Here is a 26,868-nt window from a genome sequence, read left to right on the forward strand (position 1 = left end):
CCGAGCGGGCCCGGGCCGTGTGCCGCAGCGGGCCCTAGCTTGCTCCGCTGTAGCTGACGGTCTCCCCGTCGAACGGCGGGGCAGCCGCTTCCGGGACCTGCTGCGGAACCGATCCGGTGACAGCTCCCGCGGCATCGGCGAGGATGCCCAGTCCCCGGCGCAGCTCGCTCGGGTCGATGGTCAGTGCGGGAAGGGCCTTCAGCACCTCCCCCTTCGGTCCTGAGGTTTCGACGAGCAGACCCCGGGCAAAGGCTTCGGAGGCGATGTTCCCCGCCGTGTTCGGGTCGGGATAGTAGATGCCGGCCATCATTCCGCGTCCGCGCACCCGGGCTCCCTCGGTGCGCACTGCGATCTGTTCGAGCCCGTCGTGGAGTTGAACCGACCGCGCGGCAATCTGGGCTTCGAATTCAGGCCCCGACCAGAAGTGGCGCAGAGCCGCCGCACCGGTCACGAAGGCGGGATTGTGGCCGCGGAAGGTGCCGTTGTGCTCACCGTGCTTCCAGATATCGAGTTCCGGCCTGAACAGCGTCAGGGCCATGGGCAGTCCAAAGCCCGAGATCGACTTCGAGAGGCAGACGATATCCGGAATGATGCCCGCCTCCTCAAAGCTGAAGAAGGTTCCGGTGCGCCCGCATCCTGCCTGCACGTCGTCGACGATGAGGAGTACGCCATGCTGGCGGCAGATCTCGGCGAGTGCCCTGAGCCAGGACGGGCGCGCGGTCCTGAGCCCGCCTTCGCCCTGGACCGTCTCGACGATAACCGCCGCCGGCAGATCGAGACCTGAGCCGCTGTCCTCGAGGATGCGGCTGAGCCACTGGAAATCCTCACCGCCGTCGAGGTATCCGTCATAGGGAATACTCGACGTGTTCGTCAGGGGAATCCCGGCCCCCCGGCGCTTCATTGAGTTGCCCGTGACGGACAGCGAGCCGAGGGTCATGCCGTGGAATGCGTTGGTGAAGCCGAGGATGTGATGCCTTCCGGTAACCTTCCGGGCAAGCTTCAACGCCGACTCAACCGTGTTCGTCCCCGTGGGGCCGGGGAACATCACCTTGTAGTCAAGGGCCCGCGGCGCGAGGATGAGCTCGCGGAAGGTCTCAAGGAAGTTCCGCTTTGCAGGAGTCTTCATGTCGAGGGAATGGACAATGGCACCCGACTGGAGATACTCGATCAGCGGCTTGAGCAGCAGCGGATTGTTGTGCCCGTAATTCAGTGCCCCGGCGCCGGAAAAGAAGTCAACGTACTCCTTGCCGTCTTCGCTGTAGAGCATGCTTCCCGCGGCGCGTTCAAAGACTGTGTCCCAACCGCGGCAGTAACTGCGGACTTCGGATTCGAGGGTTTCAAAAATATCCGTCACTGGTCTTCCTTCGGTCTGTCGCTGCCCGTCTCGCGGTCTCTGTCCAGGCAGCTCGTCATCGGATCCGGTTGGGCGGCCGCCGGAGCGCGCCGTCCTCCGGCTACGGAAGTCAGGTCGAGGCGGTGGCCTTCCTGATCCATCTCGGTGTCAAGGGAATTTTCGATGCGGGGCTGGGAAGTGTGGTGCCGCGCGTGGGCAGGTTCACTGCGGAACGCCGAGGTGCGCGGGAATGAATGCCAGACGGGCTGGCTGGGGCCTAGCGCACGATCCGGCGGGTAGGGTCCGCACATCACGTGCACTGTCGAGGCCAACGGAGGGATAACCCTTCGGGCAGCGTCGGCCTGCCATGACCGGCGCGGCAGTGGAGACCAAGGAGAGCAGTGGAGACCACGAACAGCACCGGTAGCGCGAGACCTACGCTGGTTCGCCCTGCTGCTCGGCGGGCGAATTCACCGTTCAATCACCGTAGCGTCATCTACTGAGGTTGACCAGAGCATCTTTTCTGGGCCGGAAACTCCCATGGGGTCTGCCCGAGTCCCGGGGAGCCCTTCCGACCCAGGAGCGGGCAGGTCAGGCCTGAAGCGGCTGTTGCGCGCGCCAGCGCTTGCGCAGCCCCATTGCCGGCTCCGCGAGCCGTGCGAGGATCGGCCCAAGGATGGCCATGATGAGGACGTAGGTCGTAGCCAGCGGAGCGATCTCACTGTGCACGGCACCCGAGGCGACGGCCAGACCGGCAATGACGATTGAGAACTCGCCCCGGGCCACCAGCGCCGTTCCGGCTCGTGCCCTGCCGCGGGGGCCGACGCCCTGCCGGGCTGCCGCCCACCATCCGGTGGCGATCTTGGTTGCCGCGGTCACGACGGCGAGCAGGACCGCCCAGCCGAGGACGGGCGGTATCAAGGCCGGGTCGGTGTTCAGCCCGAACACAACGAAGAAGATTGCAGCGAAGAGGTCACGCAGCGGTTCAAGCACCCGCGCGGCACTTTCGGCGGTGACCCCGGAGATGGCAATGCCGAGGAGGAATGCCCCGACCGCAGCGGAGACCTGCACTGCCGAAGCGAGCCCTGCCACAAGCAGCGCCGCTCCGATCAGGGTCAGGAGGAAAACTTCACGGTCCTTGCTGTCAACGATCGCAGAGACGACGTTGCCCCAGCGCAGCGCAACGACAAGCACAACTGTCACAGCGACGAGGGAGATGCCCACCGTCTGGACTCCAGCGACGAAGCTCAACCCGGCGAGGACCGCGGTGAGGACCGGGAGGTACACGGCCATCGCAAGGTCTTCGAAGACGAGGATGGCCAGGACGGTCGGTGTCTCCCGGTTACCGAGGCGCCCGAGGTCGCTGATTACCTTCGCCGCGATCCCGGAGGAGGAAATGTAGGTCACTCCGCCCATGACGAGCGCGCCGACAGGCCCCCAGCCGAGGATCAGGGCCACGGCTGCCCCGGGCAGGAAGTTGAGGACGGCGTCGACCACCCCGGCCATCCAGGACTGGCGCATACCCGTGACGAGCTCCGTTGCCGTGTACGCGAGCCCCAGCATCAGCAGCAGGAGGACGACGCCGATCTCGCTGGCCACCTCGCTGAACCGCGCAATCCCTTCCAGCTCGAGGAACCCGCCCTGCCCGAAGAAGAGCCCTCCCACCAGGTAGAGCGGGATCGGCGAAAGGCCGAAGCGCCCCGCCAGGCGGCCCAGCACTCCGAGGCACAGCAGGACAGCGCCGAGTTCAATCAGGGTGAGCGCAGTTGTGTGCACTGCTTAGCCGTGCCGCAGGATTTCCGCCGCGGTGTCCAGACCTTCCGAGGTTCCAACGACCACCAGGAGGTCACCGGCTGCAAGGACGAAGTCCGGGGTGGGCGAGGCCTGGACCTCGCCGGAGCTGAGCACGGCCACCACCGAGGCGCCCGACCGGGACCGCATGCGCGTATCACCGAGGGGCCGGCCGGCGAAGGGTGAGCCGCGCTCAACGAGGAACTGCCGCGTGGTCACCCCGGGGAGGTCGCGGTGCTCCTCGGTGAGCCGGGCCACGAGCTGCCGCGCGCCGAGCAGGTTCCCGATCGTTGCAGCCTCATCGGGGGTCAGCGGGATCGAAGCGACGCAGGCATCCGGGTCGCTGACCGCCGAGATGATCAGGTCAAGGCTCCCTTCCCGGTGTGCGACGATGCCGATGCGGCGGCCCGAGGCCGTTTCGATGTCCCGGCGGACCCCAATTCCGGGCAGGGGTACTTCATCAACGTTCATTGAAGGATTCTATGCCCGACCGGCTGTGCCGCTGCCAGCCTCGGGAACGCGGGTGCGCACTTTGGTATGACTTTACGGAACGATCAGCCTATCCGGAGGAGGAATTCCGGCGCGCGGCGGCTGGGGCCAGTTCGGAGGCCGCCTGCGGGTCCCTCGGCGCTGATCCGGTCAGCAGGGACGCAGCAAGTTCGGCCACGGCCGAGGATGTCTGGAACCCGTACCCGCCCTGGCCTGCCAACCAGAAGAAACTGTCAATCTCCGGATCGAAGCCCACGACCGGAAGGCCGCTCGGCGGGGAGGTCCTGAGCCCGGTCCACTTCCTGACGACGCCCGTGATGCCGAGGGTCGTCAGCCGGTTCAGCCGACCGATCAGGGCCTCCACGTCCCCCGGATTGGGGCGTGCGTCCTCGGGAATGCTCGGCACGCTCTCGCTCGGCGAGATGAGCACGCCGGATTCGTCGCGGCGGAAGTAGAAGGAGTCGTCGGCTGCGGCGACCATCGGCGTGCCCGGCGCGGGCTGTGCCGCGGCGGTGACCACTGCTGCGGTGCGCCGGTAGGGCACCAGCGCCTGGGGTTGGGCTCCGCACATCCCGGCGACCCCGTCGGCCCAGGCGCCCGCCGCGTTGACGATCACCCGGGCGGACAGTGTGTGCTCCCCCGCCGTGACGTGCCATCCCCGGGCCTCCCGGTGGGCCGCGGTGACGCGCGCGCCCGTCACGATCAGCGCGCCGTACGCCGCTGCCTCGGCCCGGTGGTACTCAAGCAGCGCGTCGGTGTCCGTCCCGACGCAGGTCGTGTCGAGCCCGGCGGCCTTAAAGGTTTCGGGAAGCAGCTGGGGGCACAGCCGCAGCGCCTCGGCGTGCGACACCTCCCGCATCGACCCGCTCGCCTTGGCTTCCACGTCAGCTTCGCTGCCGATGAGCAGGAAGCTCCGCGGCGCGGTCAGTGCAAGCGAGGTCCGTTCCTGCACGCCGGCAAGGAGGTCGAGGGTGCGCCGGGTGAGGTTTCGGACGACGGGCGGACCGTAGCTGGGGATCAGCTGGCGGGCCGAACGGGACGAGGTGTGGTAGCCGAGGGTCGGTTCCGCCTCGACCAGGATGACCCTGGGCGCCCGCCCGGGAGCCACCCGGTAGGCCGGATGGCCGGCCAGCTCGGAGGCCAGCGACAGGCCAGCAATGCCTCCGCCGATGATCAGCACCTCGCAGGTGAGCTTCATTGCGCCATCCTAGGCGAATCCCTGGCCGGGCACGTCCCAGCACGCCGGCGCCCCGGCTGCTGGGCGCCGGCCTGGTGCGGGGAGACCGGGCGGAGGTGTCAGCTGCCGGCGGTTTCAGCACGTGCGGCGACGAACGCCGCAACGCAGGCTTCGATGTCTTCGCTGCTGTGGGCCGCGGAGAGCTGGACCCTGATGCGGGCGGCGCCCTTGGGTACAACCGGGTAGCTGAACGCCGTGACAAAGACGCCGTGGGCCAGCATTGCGTCGGCGGTCCGTGCCGCAAGCACTGCGTCGCCGAACATCACCGGAATGATTGCATGCTCGCCTTCGAGCAGGTCAAAGCCCTCCTCGGTCATCCGGCGCCGGAAGTGAGCGGCGTTCGCCGTCAGGGCGGCGCGGAGGTCTGCGCTGTTCTGCACCATGTCGAGGGCCGTGAGGGTCGCTGCGACGATCGACGGGGCCAGCGAGTTGGAGAAGAGATAGGGGCGGGCGCGCTGGCGCAGCAGCGCAACGATCTCGCTCCGGGCCGCGACGTAACCGCCGGAGGCTCCCCCGAGGGCCTTGCCGAAGGTGCCGGTGTAGATATCCACGCGCCCGCTCACACCTGCGTGCTCCGGGGTGCCCGCGCCGGTGGCTCCCATGAACCCGACGGCGTGCGAGTCATCGACCATGACCAGGGCGTCGTGCTTCTCCGCGAGGTCGCAGATCGCCTCAAGCGGAGCGAGGTAGCCGTCCATCGAGAAGACGCCGTCGGTGACGATCAGGCGGCGTCGGGCGGTCGACGCCTCCTTGAGTCTCGCCTCGAGATCGGACATGTCCCGGTTGGCGTACCGGAAACGCTTGGCCTTGCTCAGCCGGATGCCGTCGATGATCGAAGCATGGTTGAGGGCGTCGGAGATGACGGCGTCCTCGGCGCTCAGCAGCGATTCGAAGACTCCCCCGTTGGCGTCGAAGCAGGAGGAGAAGAGGATGGTGTCCTCGGTTCCGAGGAACTCCGAGACCCGCTTCTCGAGGTCCAGGTGAAGGTCCGAGGTGCCGCAGATGAACCGCACCGAGGCCATGCCGAAGCCGCGCTCGTCGAGGGCGGATTTGGCCGAGGCGATGATGTCGGGGTGGTCGGCGAGCCCGAGGTAGTTGTTGGCGCAGAAGTTGAGCACGTCCGCCGAGCCGCCGTCGAGGCTTCCGGCGCGGATGTGGCTCGACTGCGGTGAGGAGATGCGGCGCTCATGCTTGAAGAGGCCCGCACCGCGGATGTCGTCAAGCTCACCGGTGAGCTGGTCCCGAACTGAGGTGTACATTGTGCTTCTCCTTGAGTCTTAGAGGGCTGTCCAGTCGAGGACCACTTTGCCGCTTGCACCGCGGCGGGCCGTGTCGAAGCCTTCCTGCCAGCGCGATGCGGGAAGGGTGTCGGTGACCACGCTCGCGACGGCGTCGCGCAGGCCCGCATTCGAGGAAAGCATCGCGCTCATCGCGTACCAGGTTTCGAACATCTCCCGCCCGTAGATGCCCTTGAGGGTCAGCATGTGGGTGACGACCTTGCCCCAGTCGATCGAAATGGAGTCCGAGGGCAGGCCGAGCATGGCGATTTTCCCGCCGTGGTTCATGTTGTCGATCATTTCGGGAAGGGCGGAGGCGTGGCCCGACATTTCCATTCCAATGTCGAATCCCTCCTTCATTCCCAGTTCCCGCTGCGCCTCGGAAATGCGCATGCGGCTGACGTCCACGGCGATGTCTGCCCCGACGGCGCGTGCCAGCTCAAGCCTCGGTGCGGCGACGTCGGTGATGGCGATCTTGCGCGCTCCGGCGTGGCGGGCGACGGCGACGGCCATGAGGCCGATCGGCCCGGCGCCGGTGATCAGGACATCCTCCCCGACCAGCGGGAAGCTCAGGGCGGTGTGGACGGCGTTGCCGAAGGGGTCGAAGATGGCGCCGAGCTCGGGGCTGATCTCGTCGCGGTGCACCCAGGCGTTTGTTTCGGGGATCACCACGTATTCCGCGAAGGCGCCGTCGCGCTGCACGCCCACGCTCGAAGTGTGGATGCACATCTGGCGGCGGCCGGCGCGGCAGTTCCGGCAGATGCCGCAGACGATGTGCCCCTCGCCGGAGACCCGGTCTCCGATGCGCACGTCGCGGACCCCGCCGCCGAGTTCAACAACCTCGCCGTAGAATTCGTGGCCTGGAATGAGCGGGGCGTTGATCATGCCCTGCGCCCAGGAGTCCCAGGATTCGATGTGGAGGTCGGTTCCGCAGATCCCGGTGGTCATCACGCGGATCTTCACTTCGCCAAGTCCCACTGTGGGTTCCGGGCGGTCGACCATTTCGAAGCCGGGTTTTGCCCCGGCCTTGTACAGCGCCTTCACGTGCGTCCTTCCCCACCTCCCGCACGGGCGGCGGGTTGCGCTGCACGGAGGAGGTTTCCTGTGTGGCTGCGGTGACAGCCGGATTCAGATTATCAGTGGTCGCGGAAGGACCGGCCATCCCCAACCTCCGGAGCCCGCCGCGGTTCTGCCCACTGACGGCCGCCGTCCGGTGGGCACGTCCGGATATGCCCACCGATGAGAGGAGTTGACCGGGCAGGCTGGTTGTGCGGTCAGCCGGGTCCCGGACCGGCGTCCTCGAGGACGGCCCGGATGCCGTGGCGTCCGAGGCTGCGGAACACCGGCTGGTCGTCGGAGGAGGCAAGCATGGCGCCGGCCATGCTCAGCGCCCAGCCGCGGGCCCGCTGCCAGGTGGCGGCGTCGGTGGGCCGCACCGCATCGACCGCGGCCATGAACCTGCGCCGGGCGTCGGGGGCGAAGACGAGCCACGCGGCGGCGAGGTCGGTGGCGGGGTCACCGCTGGTGAGGTCGCCGAAGTCGACGACGGCCGAGAGCCCGCCCGCGCGGGTGAGTACGAGGTTCCCGGCATGGAGGTCGCCGTGCAGCCACAGCGCGGGCCCCGTCCATGCGGGAACGGCGCACGCGGCTGCCCACACCTCGCCCAGCCGTCCCGTCGGCCCGGGTCCCAGGACCGGGGCGAGCTGGGCGAGGCGCTCCTGCACTGCGGCGTCCCTTCCCGTGAGGGGTCCGCCGCGTCCGACGGGGCTGACCGGCGCTTCCGGCGGGGCCGGCGTGCCGAAGGCGGTGAGGAATGCGGCGAGCGGTTCGGCTGCCTGGTCCCGTCCGGCGGGGGAAGCCGTTGCCGCACTGCGCCCGGGGTGCCACGCGCAGATGCTCCAGTGCCAGGGGTAGAGGGCGGACGGCGATCCTGTACGCAACGGCGTCGATGTGCCGGCGGCAACGGAAGGCCCCAGCGCGGCGGCAAGGCCGGGGAGCCAGCGCTGTTCGTTGAGCATCAGCTGCGCCGCGGAGGCCCTCCGGGGCAGGCGGACCACAAGCGAGCCGCCAAGCCGGTAGAGCCGGTTGTCCCAGCCCTCGTCGGCGGGCCGCAGCTCGAGCCCGGCGAGGTCGGGGTGCTGCTCCTCGAGCAGCGCGCGGACGAGTCCCGGGGTTATCCCGACCTCGGCGCCCGGCATGTTGGCCACCGGCGTCCTCCCCTTCGGTTCGTGTTCCCACATCGCGGGCTCCGTCTGCGGGGCTGCCCACCGACCGGCCCGTTTCACTGGGCAGGTCCGGACATGCCCACCGGTGCCATTGTGTCAGTGGGCACCCGTGCTTGGATGCCTCCCAGGGGGCGACCGGAAGCACGCCCGGAAACACCCCTGCCCACCGACGCGGTGCTGTCGGTGGGCAGGGGTGATCAGTGATGAGGGCTGCCGGCCCTCAGCCCTCGACGCCGAGGCGCTGCAGGATCAGCTCGCGCACGCGGCCGGCGTCGGCCTGCCCGCGGGTTGCCTTCATGACGCCCCCGACGATCGCGCCGACGGCCTGGACCTTGCCGCCGCGGATCTTGTCGGCAACGTCGGGCTGGGCCGCAAGGGCTCCGTCGATCGCCTCAAGGAGCGGCCCGTCGTCGGAGACAACGGCAAGGCCGCGCGCCTCAACGACCTCGGCCGGGGTGCCCTCACCGGCCAGGACGCCGTCGAGCACCTCGCGGGAGAGCTTGTCGTTGATCTTGCCCGATTCGATCAGCGCGTTGAGCTCGACGATCAGTTCGGGGGTGACCCCCAGCTCGGCGGGCTCGACGTCGGCGACCTTGGCGCGGCGGGAGATCTCGCCCATCCACCACTTGCGGGCGACGGCGGGGGTGACTCCGGCGGCGATCGTGTCTTCGACCGACGTCATGACGCCTGCGTTGACGACGTCGCGGAACTCGGCGTCGGAGTAGCCCCAGTCGGCCTGCAGGCGCTTGCGGCGCTCGGCGGGGGGCTCGGGCAGTTCGGAGCGCAGCTTCTCGATCCAGGCCTCGTTCGTGACGACGGGAACGAGGTCGGGCTCCGGGAAGTAGCGGTAGTCGTCGGCGTCGGACTTGGGCCGTCCGGCCGTCGTGGAACGGGTGTCCTCGTGCCAGTGGCGGGTTTCCTGCACGATTGCGGCACCGGAGTCGAGGACGGCGGCGTGCCGTTGGATCTCGTAGGTGACGGCGTGCTCGACGGAGCGCAGCGAGTTGACGTTCTTGGTCTCGGTGCGGGTGCCGAACTTCGTCGTGCCCTTGGGCATCAGGGACACGTTCGCGTCGCAGCGCACGTTGCCGCGCTCCATCCGGGCATCGGATACGCCGAGGTTCTTCACGATCTCGCGGATTGCGGCGACGTAGGCCTTGGCCAGCTCGGGGGCGCGCGAACCGGCGCCGACGATCGGCTTCGTCACGATCTCCACGAGGGGAACGCCTGCCCGGTTGTAGTCGACGAGGGAGAACTCAGCCCCGTGGATGCGCCCGGTCGAGCCGCCCATGTGGGTCAGCTTCCCGGCGTCCTCCTCCATGTGCGCGCGCTCGATCTCGACGGTGAACACCGTGCCGTCGGCGAGCTCGATGTCGATCGAGCCGTCGTAGGCGATCGGCTCGTCGTACTGGGAGGTCTGGAAGTTCTTCGGGGTGTCCGGGTAGAAGTAGTTCTTCCGCGCGAAGTGGCACCGTTCGGCGATCCTGCAGCCAAGGGCCAGACCGATCTTGATCGATGACTCGACGGCGACCCTGTTGATCACGGGCAGCACCCCGGGCAGGCCGAGGTCCACCGGGGTGATGTTCGTGTTCGGGGTGTCCCCAAAAGCGTTGGGGGCCGAGGAGAACATCTTGGTCTTGGTGTTCAGCTCGACGTGCACCTCGAATCCGAGGACCGGGTCGTACTTTTCCATTGCCTCGTCGAAGGAAAGGATTTCTTCGGTAACGGCCGTCATTACTTCACTCCTGCAAGGTCGGGGGCCTGCGCCAGGAGCGGTCCGCCCCACTTGTCTTCGAGCAGCGCTTCGAGCACGGCGCCCACGCGGTAGAGCCGGGCGTCCTTCCGTGCGGGGGCAAGCAGCTGGATGCCCACCGGCAGGTTGTCCTCGTCGGCGAGCCCGCCGGGCAGGGAGAGCCCGGGGATCCCCGCCATGTTGGCGGGGATGGTGGCGACGTCGTTGAGGTACATCGCCAACGGATCGTTGAGCTTTTCGCCGAGCTTGAACGCCGTCGTGGGCGCGGTCGGGGAAATCAGGACGTCGGCCTTCCCGAAGGCGGCGGCGAAGTCGCGCTGGATCAGCGTGCGCACCTTCTGGGCCGAGCCGTAGTAGGCGTCGTAGTAGCCGGCGCTCAGGGCGTAGGTGCCGAGGATGATGCGGCGCTTGACCTCGTCGCCGAAGCCCGCGGCCCGGGTGGCCCCCATGACGCGCTCGATGGTCGGGGCGCCGTCGGGCACGACGCGCAGGCCGAAGCGCACGCCGTCGTACTTGGCCAGGTTGCTTGAGGCCTCCGAGGGCATGATCAGGTAGTAGGCGCCAAGGGCGTACTTGAAGTTCGGGCAGGAGACCTCGACGATCTCGGCGCCTGCTCCGCGGAGCAGGTCGAGGGATTCCGCGAAGCGGTTCAGGACGCCGGCCTGGTAGCCCTCGCCCGAGAGTTCCTTGATGACGCCGATGCGCAGGCCCTTGACCTCGCCGCGGGCGGCTGCCTCGACGAGCGCCCCCACCGGGTCGGTCAGCGAGGTCGAATCGTGCGGGTCGTGGCCGCCGATCACCTCGTGGAGCAGCGCGGAGTCGAGCACTGTGCGCGACACGGGGCCGATCTGGTCGAGCGAGGAGGCCATGGCGATCGCCCCGTACCGCGAGACGCCGCCGTAGGTGGGCTTGACGCCGACGGTGCCGGTGACGGCGCCGGGCTGGCGGATCGAGCCGCCGGTGTCGGTGCCGAGGGCCAGGGGCGCCTCGAAGGCTGCGACGGCGGCCGCGGAGCCTCCGCCGGAGCCGCCCGGAATCCGGTCGAGGTCCCAGGGGTTGCGGGTGGGCCCGTATGCGGAGTGCTCAGTCGAGGACCCCATGGCAAACTCGTCGAGGTTCGTCTTGCCGAGGATCGGCATGCGCGCATCGCGCAGCCGGCGGACGACGGTCGCGTCGTACGGGCTGTGCCAGCCCTCGAGGATCTTCGAACCGGCGGTCGTGGGCTGGCCCTTGGTGACGATGAGGTCCTTGACCGCGATGGGCACGCCGGCGAGGGGGTGGAGCACGTCCCCGTCGGCGCGGGCCTTGTCGACCTCTGCCGCCACGAGCAGCGCCTCTTCGGTGTTGACGTGGAGGAAGGCGTTGACGGCGCCGTCAACGGCCGCAATGCGGTCAAGGTGGGCCTGGGTGGCCTCGACGGCGGAAACCTCGCCGGACTGCAGCTTCTGCGAGAGCGCCGCGGCGCTCAGTCGGATGATGTCGCTCATCGGTTACTCCCCGTCCAGGATGGCCGGGACCTTGAAGCGTCCGTCGGCGTTGTCGGGAGCGCCGGCCAGCGCCTCCTCGTTGCTCAGGGTCTCCCCCACGACGTCGTCGCGGTAGACGTTGCTCAGCGGAATCGGGTGGCTGGTGGCGGGGACGTCGTCGCCGGCCACCTCGCTGACACTCTTGATCGAATCGACGATCACCGCCAGCTCAACGGCCATGCGGTCGAGCTCCTCGGAGCTCATGTCGATGTGGGCCAGCCGCGCCAGATGCGCGACGTCCTCACGGTTAATCTCAGCCATGGATCTCCCCTGGAAGTGGATGGGTATCTGCCTCTAGTCTACGGGGGCCGGACGCCGGTGAAGGTACTGCCCCGGCGCCTCGCCCCTGCCGCGCACGGCGGGGCGGCCCCACCGCCGCACCCGCGCGGACGAGCCACGAGCCGGACGTAACCCGGGGCTTTAATGGTGGAACAACAGGCAGAAGGAGGCGGGATGTCCGGGGACTGGGCGCCGGTGAAGGAATGGCACCGTGCGGTGAACGAGCAGGACCAGGCGGCAGCGCGCGCCGTCAGCACCGACACGGTACGGCTTGGCGGACCCCGGGGCGAAGTGGCCGGGGTGAATTCCCTGCTGGAGTGGATCTCCAGGGCCGGCATCCACCTGGTGCCGGTGGCGTGGCACCCCGTCGACGGCATGCGGGTCGTTGTGGAACAGGAGGCGTCGTGGCCCCGGCACCCTGAGTCCGCCGGGGCCGGGGAGCCGGTGCGGACCGCGACGCTCTTCGAGCTTGAGGGCGGCAGGGTGGCTGCGGCGCTGCGCTTCGACACCCTTGCCGAGGCGCTTGCCGCGGCAGCCGGCTCCTGAAGGGCGGGTGCCTACAGCTCCAGGCGGAAGACCCAGAGCAGGATGTCCTCATTGGGCACCAGCCAGTCGCGCTCGGGGACGCGGTGGAACCCCAGCGACTCGTAAAGCCGGTGGGCCCGGACCATGTCGGAGCCGCTGGTGAGGCTGACAGCGTCGATGCCGGGCAGGGTCTTGGCGTGGGCGATGATCGCTTCGACCATGGCCCGGCCCACGCCGGCGCGCTGCACGGCGGGGTCGACGGCGAGCATGCGGAACTCGAGCTCCCCGGCGACGGCGATGTCGGTGTAACGCTGGCCCTCGAAGGTCAGCGCCACCGATGCGACGACCCGCCCGCCGCGTTCTGCCACCCAGATTTCGGCGTGCTCGGCGCGGTGCTCGACGTCGGAAAGCACCGCCATGTAGGGGTGGTCTTCGCTGTCGAAGTACCCGGCTTCGAGATAGGCGGTGCGGGTGATCCGCCGGACGTCGTCATAATCTTCAGGCCGAACGGCACGGATGGTTGTCGTGTCCGTCGAAAGCGGGCTGGAATTGCTGGCGGTTTCCACTGTGTCCTTCATCGAGAAAAGACCAATTTTACCGTGCTGGACCGGCGGCGCTGCACGCCCGCTGCGAGGGCCTGCCGCCACGCCGGTCCGCCCGCGCTGCAATTTTGTTCCGTTGACTTAGACTGTGATGAAGATTACTTTCATCTTATGGGCTGTGGCACATTCCGCTGCTACCGCCCTCGCCACGATTGAGGGGACAGCAGCAAGTGAAAAGACTAAAGCGCTCCATTGCCGTGACTGCGGTTGCAGCACTGGCGTTGACGGCCTGTGGAAACGGTGACGATTCAAACGCCGAGGGGGAATCCCTCAGCGTGTGGATCATGGAGGGGACGAACCCGGATGCGGAAACGTACTTCGAGGACGTGAAGGCACAGTTCAAGGAGGAGACCGGCGCAACCCTCGACGTCCAGTTCGTCCAGTGGGCCGACGCCCACGACAAGTTCGTGACGTCCATTGCAGGCAACTCCACGCCCGACGTCGCCGAAACTGGAACCACCTGGACCGCGGAGTTCGCCGAGGCCGGGGCGCTTGCCCCCCTTGACGAGCAGGTTGAAGCCGCCGGCCTGAAGGACGACCTGGTGGAGGGCCTCGTCGAGGCCGGAACGCTCGACGGAAGCCTCTACGGCATGCCCTGGTACGCCGGCGTGCGCTCGGTGGTGTACCGCACCGACATCTTCGAGGATCTCGGCCTCACCCCGCCAACCAGCTGGGACGAACTTCTTGAGGTCGGCCTCGCCCTCAAGAAGGCAAAGCCCGATATGACGCCGTTCGCGGTACCCGGTGACTCCGCCTACCTTGCCTACCCGTTCATCTGGGGCGCCGGCGCGGAGCTCGCCACCCAGGAAGGTGAAACCTGGACTTCCGGCCTGGACTCCCCCGAAGCCCGCGAAGGCGTCAAGTTCTACACAGACCTGGCCCTTGAGCACGGGCTCTCCTCGGCCGGTGCGACAACGTGGAACGAAAAGGACGTGCTCGACAACTTCGTCAAGGGCACCCTGCCGATGGCGACAATGGGCTCGTGGGCCATGCCGACAATCCTTGAGCAGAACCCCGACCTGGAAGGCAAGATCGGCGCGTTCCCCATCCCCGGACCGGAGGAGGGCTACAGCCCGTCATTCCTGGGCGGCTCGCACCTGAGCGTATTCGAGAGCTCGGACAAGCAGGAGCTTGCCTGGAAGTTCGTCGAGATGATGACGACCGGTGAAAAAGCCGCCGAGTGGGCTGAACAGACCAACTACTTCCCCGGCCAGGCGTCGCTGCTCAAGGAATCGACAGCCTCCGATGACCCGATGGTCGAGCCGTTCGCCACGCAGATGGTCGAGGCCGGCACCTCGGTGCCGGTGGCTCCGGGATGGGGCGCCGTCGAAGCGAAGAAGACGGTGCCGGCCATGATCCAGTCGATCCTCTCGGGAGACAAGAGCGTCGATGAGGCGACCGCTGACGCCGCAGCCGAAATCGAAGAACTACTGAACGGGAAGTAGTTCTTGAGCACCCCAACGAAGGCGGTGGCCGCACGCCAGGAAACGCGTGCGGCCACAGGCCGTTTCCCCTACCCCCGCCGGCGCCCGCGCGTCCTGCGCCTTGCGGCGATGCGGCCGTGGCTGCTGCTGGCGCCCACCCTGATCGTGCTCGCCGTCCTGCTCCTGTGGCCGCTGGCCCGCGTCGCCCTCTTCTCCTTCCAGGACTACGGGCTGCGCGAGATCGTCAGCGGACGCTCCAACTACATCGGCCTTGCCAACTACGCCGAGATCTTTCGGGACCCGATGCTGTGGCAGGTGGTCCTGCCCAACACCGTTGGCTTCGCCGTCGTCGCCGTGGGAGGCACCGTCGTTCTCGGCACGCTCGTCGCCCTGCTACTTGCCACCCTCAACCGGGTGTGGCGCACGATTGTCAGCAGCGCGATCATGGTCGCCTGGGCCATGCCGGCGGTCACCGGCACCTACGTGTGGATCTGGATCTTCGACGCCGACCGCGGCCTCGTAGGACAGCTGCTGCAGGGCGCGGGGATTTTGGACGGGCCGCACAACTGGTTCACCGACCGCTGGTCCTTCTACGCCGTCGTCCTGGTGAACATCATCCATCACGGCTTCCCGTTCGTGGCGATCACCGTCCTGGCCGGCCTGCTCGGGGTCTCGAAGGAGATGCTCGAAGCGGCAACCGTCGACGGCGCCGGAAGCATCCGGCGCTTCTTCTCGATCACCTTCCCCACCCTCAAACCGGTCTTCGCCGTCGTGGTGATCCTTTCGACGATCTGGGACTTCAAGGTGTTCGCGCAGATCTACCTCATGCCCGGAGGCTCGGGCTCGAACCGCTCAGTGTTCAACCTCGGGGTGTGGTCCTACGTCGAGTCGTTCGCCCAGAACCGGTACGGGTTCGGTTCGGCCATCGCCGTGCTGCTGACCGTGCTGCTGCTTCTCATCAGCGTCGTCTACGTGCGGACGCTGTTCAAGGAGGAAAAATGACAACCGCTCCGCTCCCGGCCCCGGTGCCGCTGGGCAGTGTCCCGCTCCGCCGTCCCCGCAGCCGCCGGGCGCGGTGGATCCTCGCGGGCCGCTGCGTCGCCGTCGCGGCACTCCTGCTGTTCACGCTGTTTCCCACCTACTGGATGATCAGCAGCGCCTTCGACGGACGCGCCTCGAGCGGTGCCCGGTCGTTCCTGCCCTCGGAGCCGACCTGGGAGAACTTCCGCTACGTCCTCACCGAGGGAGGGTTCGGCACCTTCCTGCGGAACTCCGCCGTGGTCGCCCTGCTCACCGTCCTGCTCTCCGGGATCCTCGCCCTCTTCGCGTCGATCGCCGTCGCACGGTTCAAGTTCAGGTTCCGCACCGCCATCCTCATGCTGATCCTTATCATCCAGATGGTCCCGCTCGAGGCGCTGGTGATCCCCCTGTTCATCCAGGTGCGGGACCTGCAGATGCTCAACAACCTGCTCGGGCTCGTCATCGTCTACGTCGCGTTTTCCCTGCCCTTCGCGATCTGGATGCTCCGCGGGTTTGTCGCGGCGGTGCCCGAGGAGCTCGAGGAGGCCGCGTACATCGACGGGGCAGGCTGGGGCCGCATGTTCTGGTCGGTGCTGCTGCCCCTCGTCGCGCCCGGACTCGTTGCGACGAGCGTTTTCGCGTTCATCATGGCCTGGAACGAGTTCATCTTCGCGATGACCTTCCTCGACACCCCCGGCAAGTACACGGTGGCCGTCGGGCTCCAGCAGTTCTTCGGCGAGAACTCAAACGAGTGGGGTTACGTCATGGCCGGCTCGACGCTCATCACCCTGCCGGTGATGATCTTCTTCGTCCTCGTCCAGCGCCGGCTCAGCGGCGGGCTCGTCGCGGGAGCGGTGAAGGGATGAGCGGTGAAGGGATGACGGATCCCGGCCTGCTCCGCCTCGTCAACAGCGTCATCCTCCCCGGTTTCCTTGGAACCACCCTGCCGCCGTGGCTCGAATCGGCGCTGCACGGGGGCCTGGGCGGCGTCGTCTACTTCAGCCAGAACATCGATGCCGCCTTTCCGGAGGCGGTGCGGGAGCTTTCGGCGTCGGTGCTCGCGGCCAATCCCGATGCCGTCATCGGTATCGACGAGGAGGGCGGCAACGTCACGCGGCTCCAGTGTGCGCGGGGCTCGGACATCCCCGGTGCCGCCGTCCTGGGTGTCCTTGACGACGTCGGCCTCACCGAGGACGCCGGACGGGACATCGGGGCACTGGCCCGTGCGGCCGGGGTGAACCTGGTGCTCGCACCGGTGGCGGATGTCAACACCAACCCGCTCAACCCCGTGATCGGCGTACGCTCCTTCGGTGCCGAAACCGGCCGGGTCTCCGCCCACGTGTCGGCGATGGTGCGTGGGCTTCAGTCCTCGGGCGTGGGGGCCTGTGCCAAACACTTCCCCGGGCACGGGGACACGAGCACTGACTCACACCTGGCCCTGCCGCGGGTCGACCTGACGCTTCAGGAGGTGCTCAGGGGCCACCTCCCGCCGTTCGCGGCCGCGGCCGAGGCGGGGGTTCAGGCGGTGATGAGCGCGCACATCGTGATTCCGGAGCTCGGCGGGCTGCCCGCGACCCTCAACCCGGCGGCCGTTTTACTGCTGCGGGAGCTCGGCTACGACGGGCTGCTCGTGACCGACGCCCTCGACATGGCGGCGGTCCGTTCGACGGTGGGCTCCGGGCCCGGCGCGGTGATGGCACTGCAGGCCGGAGCCGATCTGCTGTGCGTCGGGAATCCCTCGAACCTCGGCCCCAAGGCCGGCAGCTCCTCCGACGAAGACGACTACCTCGAGGTGCGCGACGCGCTCCTTGCCGCCCTTGGCGACGGCACCCTGGCGCCGGCCCACTTCGAGGCCGCGGCCGGGCGCGTCCGGCGCTTTGTCAAGTGGACACGGCAGGCCCGCGCGGAGACCCCGGACCCAGCCGGCAACGCGCCGGCGGGTCCCTCCGGCAGGGACTGGGTGGACGCCGCCGGACGCGCGATCACCGGCGCGGGACCATCCTGGTCAGGGAACGGCACGACGTCGGACCCGGTCCGGATCCTTGACGCCCGCGGCCGTTCCAATATCGCCGCCGGCCCGCTCAGCGACGTGTTCTCCGCTGCCATCGCGCGGCGCACCGCCGTCCAGCGGGACACCCTCGCCGGTCCGGGCGGGGCCGCTTCGCTGGTCAACGCGCTCGGGCTGACCCCGGAGAGCCGGGTCCTGGTGCTGACCGACGATCTCTCCCCGCGCAGCGTCCAGCTCGAGGCGGCGCAGGCCGTCCGTGGCCTGCTGCCGCGGGCCGTCTGGGTGCACACCGGAATCGTTCCAGGCGACGATCCCGGCCAACCGGTCCTGTACACCCACGGCACCTCCCGGGCCGGCGCAGAAGCGCTGGCCGCCCGGCTCCTCGGCTGAGGGGTTCACCCCACCCCACCAACCCACCACCCCACCGCCGAGACTGCAGCTCACCACCCTTTGCGGCGCCGCAAGCGTGGTGACGTGCAGTTTCGACGGGGAAGGCGGGGGACGCAGCGCGGACCCCGGCGGTTACTCCTCCTCGGGCTCCAGGGAAACGTGTCCGGCATCGGACGGTTCCGCATCCGCAGGGCCGTCCGGCGCGGCGACGCCTGCGGGCCCCTCGGCCAGGAGGCGGACGAAGCCTTCCTCGTCAAGGACCGGGACGCCGAGCTGTTCGGCCTTGTCGAGCTTGGTTCCGGCGTTGTCGCCGGCCACAACGTAGCTCGTGTTCTTCGATACAGAGCCGGCCGCCTTTCCCCCGCGCAGGATGATCGCTTCCTTCGCCTCGTCGCGGTTGTAGTTCTCGAGGGATCCGGTGACGACGACGGTCAGGCCTTCGAGGGTGCGCGGCATCGATTCGTCGACGTCGTCCTTCATCCTCACACCGGCCGCCGCCCACGAGTCAACGATCTCCCGGTGCCAGTCCTCGGCGAACCACTCCTTGAGGGCCGCGGCGATTGTCGGCCCGACGCCGTCGACATGGGCCAGCTCCTCCTCGCTTGCGGCGCGGATGCGGTCCATCGAGCCGAAGGCCGTGGCAAGCGCCCGGGAGGCCGTGGGCCCGACGTGCCGGATCGACAGGGCGACAAGGACCCGCCACAGCGGCTGCTTCTTCGCCTTCTCGAGTTCCTGGAACAGTTTGCGGGTTGTGGCGGTGGGCTCGGAGGGCTTCTTGTCGGTGCCCTTGGAGTAGAAGTAGGGAACGAGTTCGCGCCCGACGACGACGCCCTTGACCTTCTTGTCCCGCTCGATCTTCACGTCGGCCAGCAGTCCGGGGGTCAGGTCGAAGATCGAAGCCTCGCTTGTCACCGGCGGCACCGCCGGTTCGGCCGGCTGGGTGAGCGCGATCGCCGCTTCCCAGCCGAGTGCCTCGATGTCGAAGGCGCCCCGCCCGGCGAGGTGGAAGACGCGTTCGCGCAGCTGGGAGGGGCAGGAGCGGGCGTTGGGGCAGCGGATGTCGACGTCGCCCTCCTTCGCCGGCTGCAGCGGGGTCCCGCAGGAGGGGCACTCGGTGGGCATGACGAAGTCGCGGACCGGCGGATCCTGCTGATCGCGCAGCGCGATGACCGGCCCCACGATCTCGGGGATGACGTCCCCGGCCTTGCGCAGCACAACGATGTCACCGATCTTCACGCCCTTGGCCTTGACCACCTCCTGGTTGTGGAGGGTGGCCATGCTCACGGTCGAGCCCGCGACCTTGACCGGTTCCATCAGCCCGAAGGGCGTCACCCGTCCCGTACGGCCCACATTGACGAGGATGTCGAGGAGCTTGGTGTTGACCTCCTCGGGCGGGTACTTGTAGGCGACGGACCACCGCGGCACCCGGGAGGTGTGGCCGAGGGCGCGCTGCAGGGCGAAGCTGTCGACCTTCACCACGATGCCGTCGATCTCGTGGCGCAGCGAGTGGCGCTTGCTGCCGTAGCGTTCGATGAATTCCACGATGGCCTGCTCGTCGGGAAGCACCTCCGAGTACGGGGAGACGGGCAGCCCCCAGTTCCGGAGCAGGTCGTAGGTTTCGGACTGCGTCTCGGCGGCGAGGCCGGTGCGTGCCCCGATGCCGTGCATGTAGGCATCGAGGGGCCGTTCCGCTGTCAGTGCGGGGTCCTTCTGCCGCAGGGAGCCGGCCGCAGCGTTCCGGGGGTTCGCGAAGGGTGCCTTGCCTGCCGCGACCATGCGCTCGTTGAGCTTGAGGAACTCCTTCGAGGGAATGAAGACCTCGCCGCGGACCTCAACCTCCTCGGGGAAGCCGGTGCCGGTGAGCTGCTGCGGGATTGAGGCGATGGTGAGCACGTTGTGGGTGATGTCCTCGCCGGTCACCCCGTCACCGCGGGTGGCAGCGCGCACCAGGGTCCCGTTGCGGTAGAGCAGGTTCACCGCGAGGCCGTCGATCTTCAGCTCCGTCAGCCAGGAGATGGTGCTGCCCGGGCTGCGCTGCTCCACGCCCGCGGCGGCCCTCCGCAGCCACACCGTCAGTTCGTCGAGGGAGAACACGTCCTCGAGGCTGTACATGCGCTGCAGGTGCTTGACCGCGGCGAAGGCCGAGGAGACCTCACCCCCGACCTCCTGGGTGGGCGAGTCGTTGGCAACGAGTTCCGGGTGGAGGGCTTCGATCGTCTCGAGCCGCCGGAACAGCGCGTCGAACTCGGCGTCGGAGACTGTCGGCGCGTTCTCCTGGTAATACGCGAACCGGTGGGCGCGGATCTGGTCCGCGAGGCTCTGGTACTCCTCCCGCAGGGCGTCGCTGGGCGCGCCGCCTTCCGGGCTGGACAGGGAAACGGCGTCTGTATCGGAAGTCACCGTTCCATCTTGCACTAAGGCAACTGTGCGTTCTAGCGCCGCGCTCAGGCCGGGGCCGGCACTCCTGCGGCGTCGATGACGATGACGGTGACGTTGTCCCGGGCGCCCGCGCGCAGTGTCTGGTCGATGAGCGAGTCCGCCGCGGCCTGCGGGTCGGCGATGGTGTTCAGCGTTTCGTAGATCGCGTCGTCGCTCAGTTCGCCGGTGAGCCCGTCGGAGCACACGAGGATCCGGTCCCCTTCCTCAACCGGCAGGAGCCAGCAGTCGGGCTCGGCGTCGTCGCCCGTGCCGAGCGCCCTCGTGACAACGTGGCGGCGGGGGTGGGTGCGCGCCTGGGCGGGGGTGATCTGGCCGCTGTCGACAAGTTCCTGGACCTCGGAGTGGTCGACCGAGACCTGCCCGAACCGGCCCTGGCTCAGCCGGTACGTGCGCGAGTCGCCGACATTGAAAACCAGCCAGTGGGGCGCGCCGGCTTCCTCGACGAGCACGACCCCGGAGACCGTTGTGCCTGCCATTCCCGCGGCTGCGGCCCGGATATCGGCGTCGGCCTTGCGGATCAGCGCTTCGAGGTCGCCGGAGGTGAACTGCGGCAGTGAAACTCCGCTGATCGGGCTCCCCTCGAGGGTCCGCACGCAGATGCCGCTTGCCACCTCACCGGCCTCGTGTCCGCCCATGCCGTCGGCGACGGCGAAGATTGGCGGCGATGCGATAAGGGAGTCCTCGTTGTTGTCGCGGCGCAGGCCCTTGTCCGTCCCGTATCCGACCGAAATGCTGAACGGGAGCGCCGCTTCCTGCGCGTCGGCGGGTCCGCTCATGCGCACCCCGCCAGGTGCGCCGGGGTGCCTGGCTCGGAGAGGTTCGGGGGGCCGATCAGCTGATCCGTCATTTTCCCATTCTGCACTGCCCGGGCGCAGCCATCCACCAGCGGCCCCCTTCCGGGGTGTGGGGTGCCGCTGCCACCGCTCAGTCCAGGACGAGTCCGGGGCCGCTCCCGCGGGCGAGCGTCACCGGATGGACGTCGCCGAATCCGCGCACTGTCCGCGCCTGCTGCGGGATCAGGATGAACTTCTCGTCCCCGCTGAGGGTCGCCGCTGTCGAGGCGTCGATGAGGACGGTGCCCGGTTCGGCGAGGGAGGTCAGCCGCGCGGCGAGGTTCACCGTCGGGCCGTAGATGTCGCCCAGCCTCGACAGGATGCGCCCCCACACCATCGAGACGCGCGCGGAGGGAAGGAGGTCGTCCTCGGTGAAGGCCTTGGCGAGGGCGAGCGAAATTTCGGCACCGGCCTGCGGCGATTCGGCGATGTAGAGCACTTCGTCGCCGATGGTTTTGACCAGCCGCCCGCCGCCGACGGAAATGATTTCGGCGCACTTGTTCTCGAAGCGCTGGACCAGCTGCGCCAGCGTCCGCTCGTTCATCTGCCGGGACAGGCTGGTGTAGGAGACGAGGTCGGCGAAGCCGACGGCGCGGGCAAGCGGCAGCGGGGCGTCGTCCTCGTCGCCGTCCCGGCCCTCCTCGCTGGCCCGCAGCCCCGACTCGGCGCGCAGCGCAAGGCGCTGCACCGCGGCGTTCATCTGCCGGCGCCAGGCATAGACGAGCGTCTTTTCGAGCGGGGCGATGAGGTCGGGGAGCTCGCTGACGAGTGTCCTGCGCGCGACGGCGTCGGGGATGCCCCGCTGGACCACCATCTCCTCAACGATCGCCTCGATCTGCCACACGACCATGCGGTCGGTCATCTGGCCCACCGCACGGGTGATGGAGATCGCCGCGTCCTCGGTGAGCTTTTCCCGGCGCACCAGTTCGATGATCGTGGTGAGGGCTTCCTTGTCCTTCTCGGTGAAGGCGATGTCCTCGTCGCCGATGTTGGGAAACCCCATCGCGCGCCAAAGCTTGCGGGCGGAGAGCAGCGAGACGCCCGCACGGGCGGCGACTTCGCGGCGGCGAAGCGTGCGCTCGGCCCCGAGCAGCTCGATCTCGAGCTGGCGGATGGTCTCCCGGCTCAGCTCCGGCGGCGTGCTCCCGCCGCCCGGCCCGGGCGGGACCAGGAGCTCGGGGGCGGGGTCGGCGAGCTCGGGCTGCCACACGGCCTTGGGAACCGGAACGGCGGAGTCGGCGCTGTTGTCCAGCGTCATCCCGCATCACCTCTTTCGACCTGCTCGTACCGGTTCCGCCAGTCCTCGGCGGGGATTTCCCTGTCCGCACCATCGAACATCGCCGTCCGGGGCAGGCCCCGCACCGCCTCGACAAGGTACTCCCGGAAGGTGGAGACCTGGGGCACGTCCCGGTACCGGAGGACCCTGCCGTAGCCGACATCAAGGGTGAGCGTGCCGCTGCCCAGCATCCGCTGCACCAGGGACTGCGTTGTGCCGAGCTGGTACACGGCGGCGAGGGGAACTTCGTTGTCGCTGCGCCGTGTTGCCCCCCGGCGGTGGACGAGCCGCATGTTGGTCAGGATGTAGCGGTTGTTCAGCCAGCGCAGCAGCGGCCGGAGGAAGATGCGGGTCAGCAGCGCCGCGGCCACGCCGGCGACCAGGAGCAGCCCCACCGGCTGCCACTCCTGGAGCTGGTCGCGCAGCGCGGGCCTGCCGAGCCAGCCGAGGGCGTACCCTGCGGCTGCCAGCAGCACCAAGGCGGCGGCGGTGGGCCAGAGAAGCGGACGCGGGCTGGGCCGGGTGCGCACGAGGACCTGTTCCCCGGGGGCGAGCTTCAGGCGCATGGCACCGCTGGTTCCGGCCGGCTGAAGATTGTCATTCCAGCGCCCTAACCCGCCGGGCGGAGGTGCACGACGTCCCCCGCTGAAACCACGTGCCGTTCGCCGTCGCCGTCGCGCACGACAAGGGCCCCGGATGCGTCGAGCGAGAGGGCGCGCCCGTTCAGTTCGCCGCCACCTGGCAGCTCCGCCCGCACTTCCCGGCCGAGGGTGTGCGTCCGCTCGGAGACCTTCGCCCGCAGGGACTTGCCGTCGCCAAGGGCGGCGAGGGCGTCGCCTTCGACGGCGCAGAACTCCGCGTAGAGGGCGGCGAAGGTCCGGAGGAAGGACTTGATGAGGATGTTGCGGTCGGTGGTTCCCGCGTACTCGAGGAGCAGGCTCGTCGCGGTGGGAACGGGCAGTTCCGAGTCGGTGAGGCTGACGTTGAGCCCGGCCCCCACGACCACCGCCGGGGGTGCGCCGTCGGCTGACGGAACGAACTGGGCGAGGATGCCCGCGAGCTTCCGCCCGTCGACGGTGACGTCGTTTGGCCACTTGAGCCGGGCGCGGATCTCGGTGCGGGCCTCGATGCTCTCGGCGAGGGCCAGGGCGGCCAGCAGCGAGAGCCACGAGTAGCTGGTGGTGGTCAGCGGGCGTCCGGAGGCGCCGACCGGGCGCAGCAGGATGCTGACGATGAGCGATGAGCGTTCCGGGGCCACCCAGCTGCGGCCGAGGCGTCCCCTGCCTGCCCGCTGCATTTCCGCGGTGAGCACGCTGAGGTCGGGCCACTCCCCTGGGCCGAGCCCGGCGCGCTCGACGAGGTCGGCGTTTGTCGATCCCGTCTCCTGCACGAGCTCGAACCGGGCGAAGGGTCCCCCCGGAGCGCAAAGCGCCGCCGAGAGGGCCGCCGCGTCAAGGCCGGGGCGCTCGAGGTTGGAGTAGCGGGAGGTCATACACTCGATTCTACCCAGCCGGGCACGCCGGACCGGCTAAAGGAAGATGTCCTGCACGAGCCGGTCTTCGGGGGCGCCGAGGCTGTAGGGGGTGAAATCGGTGACGCCCTCCGCCCGGAGCACCTCCTCGTCGGTGAAGAAGTTCCCCGTGCACTCGCGGGAGTCGCGGCCCAGGATGGCGGCGGCGGCGTCGGCGACGATCTCCGGGCTGCGGGCGGCCTGCGCCAGCGAGCCTCCCCCGGGCATGTTGCGTATGGCGGCGGTGTCGATGAGGGTCCGGGGCCACAGCGAGTTGACGGCGATCCCTTCGCCGCGCAGCTCCTCGGCCAGGCCGAGGGTGGTCAGGCTCATTCCGTACTTCGCCAGGGTGTACGCAAGGTGCCTTCCCGCCCACCGCGGGTCGAGGTTCAGCGGCGGGGAAAGCGTGAGGATGTGCGGGTTCCGCGAGTGCTGAAGGGCATCGAGCGAGAGTTTGCTCAGCAGGAACGTTCCGCGCACGTTGATGTCCGCCATCAGGTCGTAGCGTTTCATGTCGACTTCCCGGGTGCGCGAGAGATCGATGGCCGAGGCGTTGTTGATCACGATGTCGATGCCGCCGAAGACCTCGACCGCAGCCTTCACGGCACCGGCGACGTCGTCGTCGTTGCGCACGTCCCCGACGAGGGGAAGCGCGGCACCGCCGGCTTCCTCGATCTGGGCCGCCGCCGTATGGACTGTGCCTTCGAGGCGGGGGTGGGGCTCGCCGGTCTTGGCCAGCAGCGCCACGTTGGCGCCGTCGCGGGCGGCCCTGAGGGCGATCGCGAGGCCGATGCCCCGGCTGCCTCCCGACATCAGGATCGTGCGTCCCTTGAGGGACTGCGCTGGTGCGGGGGCCGGTGGGAAAGCGTCGTTGCTCGCGGTCATGCCCCAAGAATACGCACCGGGGCGCCCCCCGACGGAGCGACTCACCGAAGGGTTACTGCGCGGTAACCTGCCGGGTTCCGGCTAAGCGATTGGGGGAGAAACTGTAGGGGTTCTACAGCCGGGACGGCCCCGGGCCTCATTAGACTGGGACAGTCGCCCGCTTTTTTGGAGGATTCCTACTTAAGCGGGAGGCGCCCCTGACCGTTACCGATGCGCACCCGGAGACTCGATGCACCAAGACCTGAAACCCGACCTCACGACGACCGCCGGGAAGCTCGCCGACTTCCGGGCACGTTCGCTCCAGGCCGAGCTGCCGTCGGGGCCCGAGGCCGTGGAGAAGCAGCATGCGCGCGGAAAGAACACCGCCCGCGAGCGCATCGACCTGCTCGTTGATCCCGGGTCCTTCGTCGAGTTCGACGCCCTGGCCGTACACCGGTCCACCGCCTTCGGGATGGAGAAGAAGAAACCCCTCGGCGACGGCGTCGTCTCCGGCTACGCGACGGTGGACGGGCGCCTCGTGGCGTTGTACAGCCAGGACTTCACCGTGTACGGAGGGTCGCTGAGCCAGGTCAACGGGGAAAAGATCGTCAAGGTCCAGGAATTCGCGATGCGCAACGGCTGCCCGATCGTGGGGATCAACGACGGCGGCGGCGCGCGCATCCAGGAGGGCGTCGCCTCGCTGGCGATGTTCGCCGACATCTTCCGCAACAATGTGCACGCCTCGGGGGTGGTGCCGCAGATCTCGCTCATCCTTGGCCCGTGCGCCGGCGGTGCCGCGTACTCCCCCGCCCTCACCGACTACGTGGTGATGGTCGACAAGACCTCCCACATGTTCATCACCGGCCCCGACGTGATCAAGACGGTCACCGGCGAGGACGTCGACATGGAGACGCTCGGCGGGGCGCGCCAGCACAACACGACAACGGGAACCTCGACCTACCTCGCCACCGACGAGCAGGACGCCGTCAGCTTCGTGCGCGAGCTGCTCGATTTCCTTCCCTCGAACAACCTGGCCGAGGCGCCCCTTGCCCCGTTCGCCGAGCTGCTCGAACACACGGAGGAGGACGAAGCCCTCGACGCCCTCATCCCCGATTCGGCGAACCAGCCCTACGACATGCACGCCGTCATCACGGCGATCGTCGACGACGGACACTTCCTCGAGATGCAGTCCCTCTTCGCCCCGAACGTGGTGATCGGCTACGCGCGGGTCGAGGGCCACACCATCGGCATCGTCGCCAACCAGCCGATGCAGTTCGCCGGAACCCTCGACATCAACGCCTCGGAGAAGGCGGCCCGGTTCGTGAGGCACTGCGACGCCTTCAACATCCCCATCCTTACCCTCGTCGACGTCCCCGGGTTCCTGCCGGGCAAGGACCAGGAGTTCAACGGCATCATCCGCCGGGGTGCGAAACTGCTCTACGCCTATGCCGAGGCCACCGTTCCCAAAATCACGGTGATCACCCGCAAGGCCTATGGCGGAGCCTACATCGTCATGGGCTCGAAGAAGCTGGGGGCGGACCTCAACCTTGCCTGGCCCACGGCGCAGATCGGCGTGATGGGAGCGCAGGGGGCGGTGAACATCCTCTACCGGGGACAGCTCAAGGCCGTGGCCGACGCCGGAGGGGATGTCGAGGCCGCACGGGCCGAGGTTGTCTCCCAGTACGAGGAGGAGCTGCTCAACCCCTACCAGGCGGCCCAGCTCGGCTACGTCGACGCCGTGATCGCGCCGTCGGACACCCGGATCCAGGTTGTCCGCGGGCTGCGCGCCCTGCGCGACAAGCGGGCGAGCCTGCCCGCCAAGAAGCACGGGAACATCCCGCTGTGAGCACCAGCCCTGCGGCGGAGGAACCGCTGCTCTCGGTTGTCTCGGGGAACCCCACCGACGAGGAGCTTGCAGCGCTCACGGCGGTCGTGCTCGCCGTCCAGGCCGACAACGCCGCCGAGGAGCGCAGGGGCCAGGGCCGCTCCTGGCTGCGCCGGGCGATGCTGCGCCTCCACCCGCTGCCCGGTCCGGGCTCCTGGCGCCGCAGCGGCAGGTAGGCGGCG

24 protein-coding genes are annotated in these 26,868 nt (G+C 68.6%); 7 read left to right on the forward strand and 17 right to left on the reverse strand.

The genetic code is table 11. The features are described 5' to 3' along the window. Positions 1 to 34: 34 nt before the first annotated feature. The 10 genes from ectB to gatC all read right to left on the reverse strand — a co-directional run bounded on the left by ectB (position 35) and on the right by gatC (position 11,892). A complete protein-coding gene (ectB, locus tag AC4D14_RS17160) occupies positions 35 to 1,354 on the reverse strand; it encodes a diaminobutyrate--2-oxoglutarate transaminase (RefSeq protein ID WP_490903874.1) in 1,320 nt (439 codons plus the stop codon). Between the two features lie 570 nt (positions 1,355 to 1,924). Further along, positions 1,925 to 3,109, reverse strand: coding sequence for a cation:proton antiporter (locus tag AC4D14_RS17165; protein ID WP_490903875.1), 1,185 nt, complete (start codon positions 3,107 to 3,109; stop codon positions 1,925 to 1,927). Between the two features lie 3 nt (positions 3,110 to 3,112). Continuing rightward, positions 3,113 to 3,595, reverse strand: coding sequence for a cation:proton antiporter regulatory subunit (locus tag AC4D14_RS17170; protein ID WP_490903876.1), 483 nt, complete (start codon positions 3,593 to 3,595; stop codon positions 3,113 to 3,115). A gap of 88 nt (positions 3,596 to 3,683) precedes the next feature. Then, positions 3,684 to 4,811, reverse strand: a complete 1,128-nt coding sequence (locus AC4D14_RS17175; protein ID WP_490903878.1) for an NAD(P)/FAD-dependent oxidoreductase — start codon at positions 4,809 to 4,811, stop codon at positions 3,684 to 3,686. A gap of 98 nt (positions 4,812 to 4,909) precedes the next feature. Continuing rightward, positions 4,910 to 6,109, reverse strand: a complete 1,200-nt coding sequence (locus tag AC4D14_RS17180) for a glycine C-acetyltransferase (protein ID WP_490903879.1) — start codon at positions 6,107 to 6,109, stop codon at positions 4,910 to 4,912. Positions 6,110 to 6,127: 18 nt separating this feature from the next. Next, positions 6,128 to 7,171 carry an L-threonine 3-dehydrogenase gene (tdh, locus tag AC4D14_RS17185; RefSeq protein WP_490903880.1) on the reverse strand — a complete coding sequence of 348 codons (1,044 nt, stop codon included), beginning with the start codon at positions 7,169 to 7,171 and terminating at the stop codon, positions 6,128 to 6,130. 230 nt (positions 7,172 to 7,401) lie between these two features. Next, positions 7,402 to 8,367: an aminoglycoside phosphotransferase family protein gene (locus AC4D14_RS17190; RefSeq protein ID WP_490903881.1), complete on the reverse strand. Its 966-nt coding sequence runs from the start codon at positions 8,365 to 8,367 to the stop codon at positions 7,402 to 7,404. A 205-nt stretch (positions 8,368 to 8,572) separates the two neighbouring features. After that, positions 8,573 to 10,087 carry an Asp-tRNA(Asn)/Glu-tRNA(Gln) amidotransferase subunit GatB gene (gatB, locus tag AC4D14_RS17195; RefSeq protein WP_490903882.1) on the reverse strand — a complete coding sequence of 505 codons (1,515 nt, stop codon included), beginning with the start codon at positions 10,085 to 10,087 and terminating at the stop codon, positions 8,573 to 8,575. Continuing rightward, positions 10,087 to 11,592, reverse strand: a complete 1,506-nt coding sequence (gene gatA / locus AC4D14_RS17200; protein WP_490903883.1) for an Asp-tRNA(Asn)/Glu-tRNA(Gln) amidotransferase subunit GatA — start codon at positions 11,590 to 11,592, stop codon at positions 10,087 to 10,089. Before gatA ends, gatB begins: the two co-directional genes overlap by 1 nt. 3 nt (positions 11,593 to 11,595) lie before the next feature. Continuing rightward, a complete protein-coding gene (gatC, locus tag AC4D14_RS17205) occupies positions 11,596 to 11,892 on the reverse strand; it encodes an Asp-tRNA(Asn)/Glu-tRNA(Gln) amidotransferase subunit GatC (protein ID WP_490903884.1) in 297 nt (98 codons plus the stop codon). Positions 11,893 to 12,084: 192 nt separating this feature from the next. On the opposite strand from gatC, the gene AC4D14_RS17210 reads away from it, so the two are divergent. Continuing rightward, positions 12,085 to 12,456 (forward strand): nuclear transport factor 2 family protein, encoded by a 372-nt coding sequence (locus tag AC4D14_RS17210; RefSeq protein ID WP_490903885.1) that lies wholly within the window; start codon positions 12,085 to 12,087, stop codon positions 12,454 to 12,456. A gap of 11 nt (positions 12,457 to 12,467) precedes the next feature. Here the strand turns inward: AC4D14_RS17210 and AC4D14_RS17215 are convergent, their stop codons facing one another. Further along, entirely contained in the window at positions 12,468 to 13,013 is a 546-nt protein-coding gene (locus AC4D14_RS17215; protein ID WP_490903886.1) for a GNAT family N-acetyltransferase, read from the reverse strand. Between the two features lie 194 nt (positions 13,014 to 13,207). On the opposite strand from AC4D14_RS17215, the gene AC4D14_RS17220 reads away from it, so the two are divergent. From AC4D14_RS17220 to AC4D14_RS17235, 4 genes are all read left to right on the forward strand, one after another. Further along, complete coding sequence (locus AC4D14_RS17220) at positions 13,208 to 14,482, forward strand: sugar ABC transporter substrate-binding protein (protein ID WP_490903887.1); 1,275 nt, start codon at positions 13,208 to 13,210, stop codon at positions 14,480 to 14,482. A 108-nt stretch (positions 14,483 to 14,590) separates the two neighbouring features. Continuing rightward, positions 14,591 to 15,463: a carbohydrate ABC transporter permease gene (locus tag AC4D14_RS17225; protein ID WP_490903912.1), complete on the forward strand. Its 873-nt coding sequence runs from the start codon at positions 14,591 to 14,593 to the stop codon at positions 15,461 to 15,463. Further along, complete coding sequence (locus AC4D14_RS17230; RefSeq protein ID WP_490903888.1) at positions 15,460 to 16,347, forward strand: carbohydrate ABC transporter permease; 888 nt, start codon at positions 15,460 to 15,462, stop codon at positions 16,345 to 16,347. Before AC4D14_RS17225 ends, AC4D14_RS17230 begins: the two co-directional genes overlap by 4 nt. Then, positions 16,344 to 17,879 carry a glycoside hydrolase family 3 N-terminal domain-containing protein gene (locus AC4D14_RS17235; RefSeq protein WP_490903889.1) on the forward strand — a complete coding sequence of 512 codons (1,536 nt, stop codon included), beginning with the start codon at positions 16,344 to 16,346 and terminating at the stop codon, positions 17,877 to 17,879. Before AC4D14_RS17230 ends, AC4D14_RS17235 begins: the two co-directional genes overlap by 4 nt. A gap of 132 nt (positions 17,880 to 18,011) precedes the next feature. Here AC4D14_RS17235 and ligA read toward each other — a convergent pair whose 3' ends face one another. The 6 genes from ligA to AC4D14_RS17265 all read right to left on the reverse strand — a co-directional run bounded on the left by ligA (position 18,012) and on the right by AC4D14_RS17265 (position 24,822). After that, positions 18,012 to 20,279 carry an NAD-dependent DNA ligase LigA gene (ligA, locus tag AC4D14_RS17240; RefSeq protein ID WP_490903890.1) on the reverse strand — a complete coding sequence of 756 codons (2,268 nt, stop codon included), beginning with the start codon at positions 20,277 to 20,279 and terminating at the stop codon, positions 18,012 to 18,014. Between the two features lie 44 nt (positions 20,280 to 20,323). Further along, entirely contained in the window at positions 20,324 to 21,094 is a 771-nt protein-coding gene (locus AC4D14_RS17245) for a PP2C family protein-serine/threonine phosphatase (RefSeq protein WP_490903891.1), read from the reverse strand. Positions 21,095 to 21,242: 148 nt separating this feature from the next. Further along, complete coding sequence (locus tag AC4D14_RS17250) at positions 21,243 to 22,409, reverse strand: adenylate/guanylate cyclase domain-containing protein (protein ID WP_490903892.1); 1,167 nt, start codon at positions 22,407 to 22,409, stop codon at positions 21,243 to 21,245. Beyond that, complete coding sequence (locus AC4D14_RS17255; protein ID WP_490903893.1) at positions 22,406 to 22,993, reverse strand: PH domain-containing protein; 588 nt, start codon at positions 22,991 to 22,993, stop codon at positions 22,406 to 22,408. Before AC4D14_RS17255 ends, AC4D14_RS17250 begins: the two co-directional genes overlap by 4 nt. Positions 22,994 to 23,037: 44 nt before the next feature. Next, on the reverse strand, positions 23,038 to 23,919 hold the full coding sequence (locus tag AC4D14_RS17260) for a biotin--[acetyl-CoA-carboxylase] ligase (RefSeq protein ID WP_490903894.1): 882 nt from the start codon (positions 23,917 to 23,919) through the stop codon (positions 23,038 to 23,040). Positions 23,920 to 23,955: 36 nt separating this feature from the next. Beyond that, positions 23,956 to 24,822 carry an SDR family oxidoreductase gene (locus AC4D14_RS17265; RefSeq protein WP_490903895.1) on the reverse strand — a complete coding sequence of 289 codons (867 nt, stop codon included), beginning with the start codon at positions 24,820 to 24,822 and terminating at the stop codon, positions 23,956 to 23,958. 241 nt (positions 24,823 to 25,063) lie between these two features. On the opposite strand from AC4D14_RS17265, the gene AC4D14_RS17270 reads away from it, so the two are divergent. Next, positions 25,064 to 26,647 carry an acyl-CoA carboxylase subunit beta gene (locus AC4D14_RS17270; protein WP_490903913.1) on the forward strand — a complete coding sequence of 528 codons (1,584 nt, stop codon included), beginning with the start codon at positions 25,064 to 25,066 and terminating at the stop codon, positions 26,645 to 26,647. Then, positions 26,644 to 26,862: an acyl-CoA carboxylase subunit epsilon gene (locus AC4D14_RS17275; RefSeq protein WP_490903896.1), complete on the forward strand. Its 219-nt coding sequence runs from the start codon at positions 26,644 to 26,646 to the stop codon at positions 26,860 to 26,862. The genes AC4D14_RS17270 and AC4D14_RS17275 overlap by 4 nt, the downstream gene beginning before the upstream one ends. Positions 26,863 to 26,868 lie beyond the last annotated feature (6 nt).

The organism is Arthrobacter sp. TJ-254 (assembly GCF_058269175.1).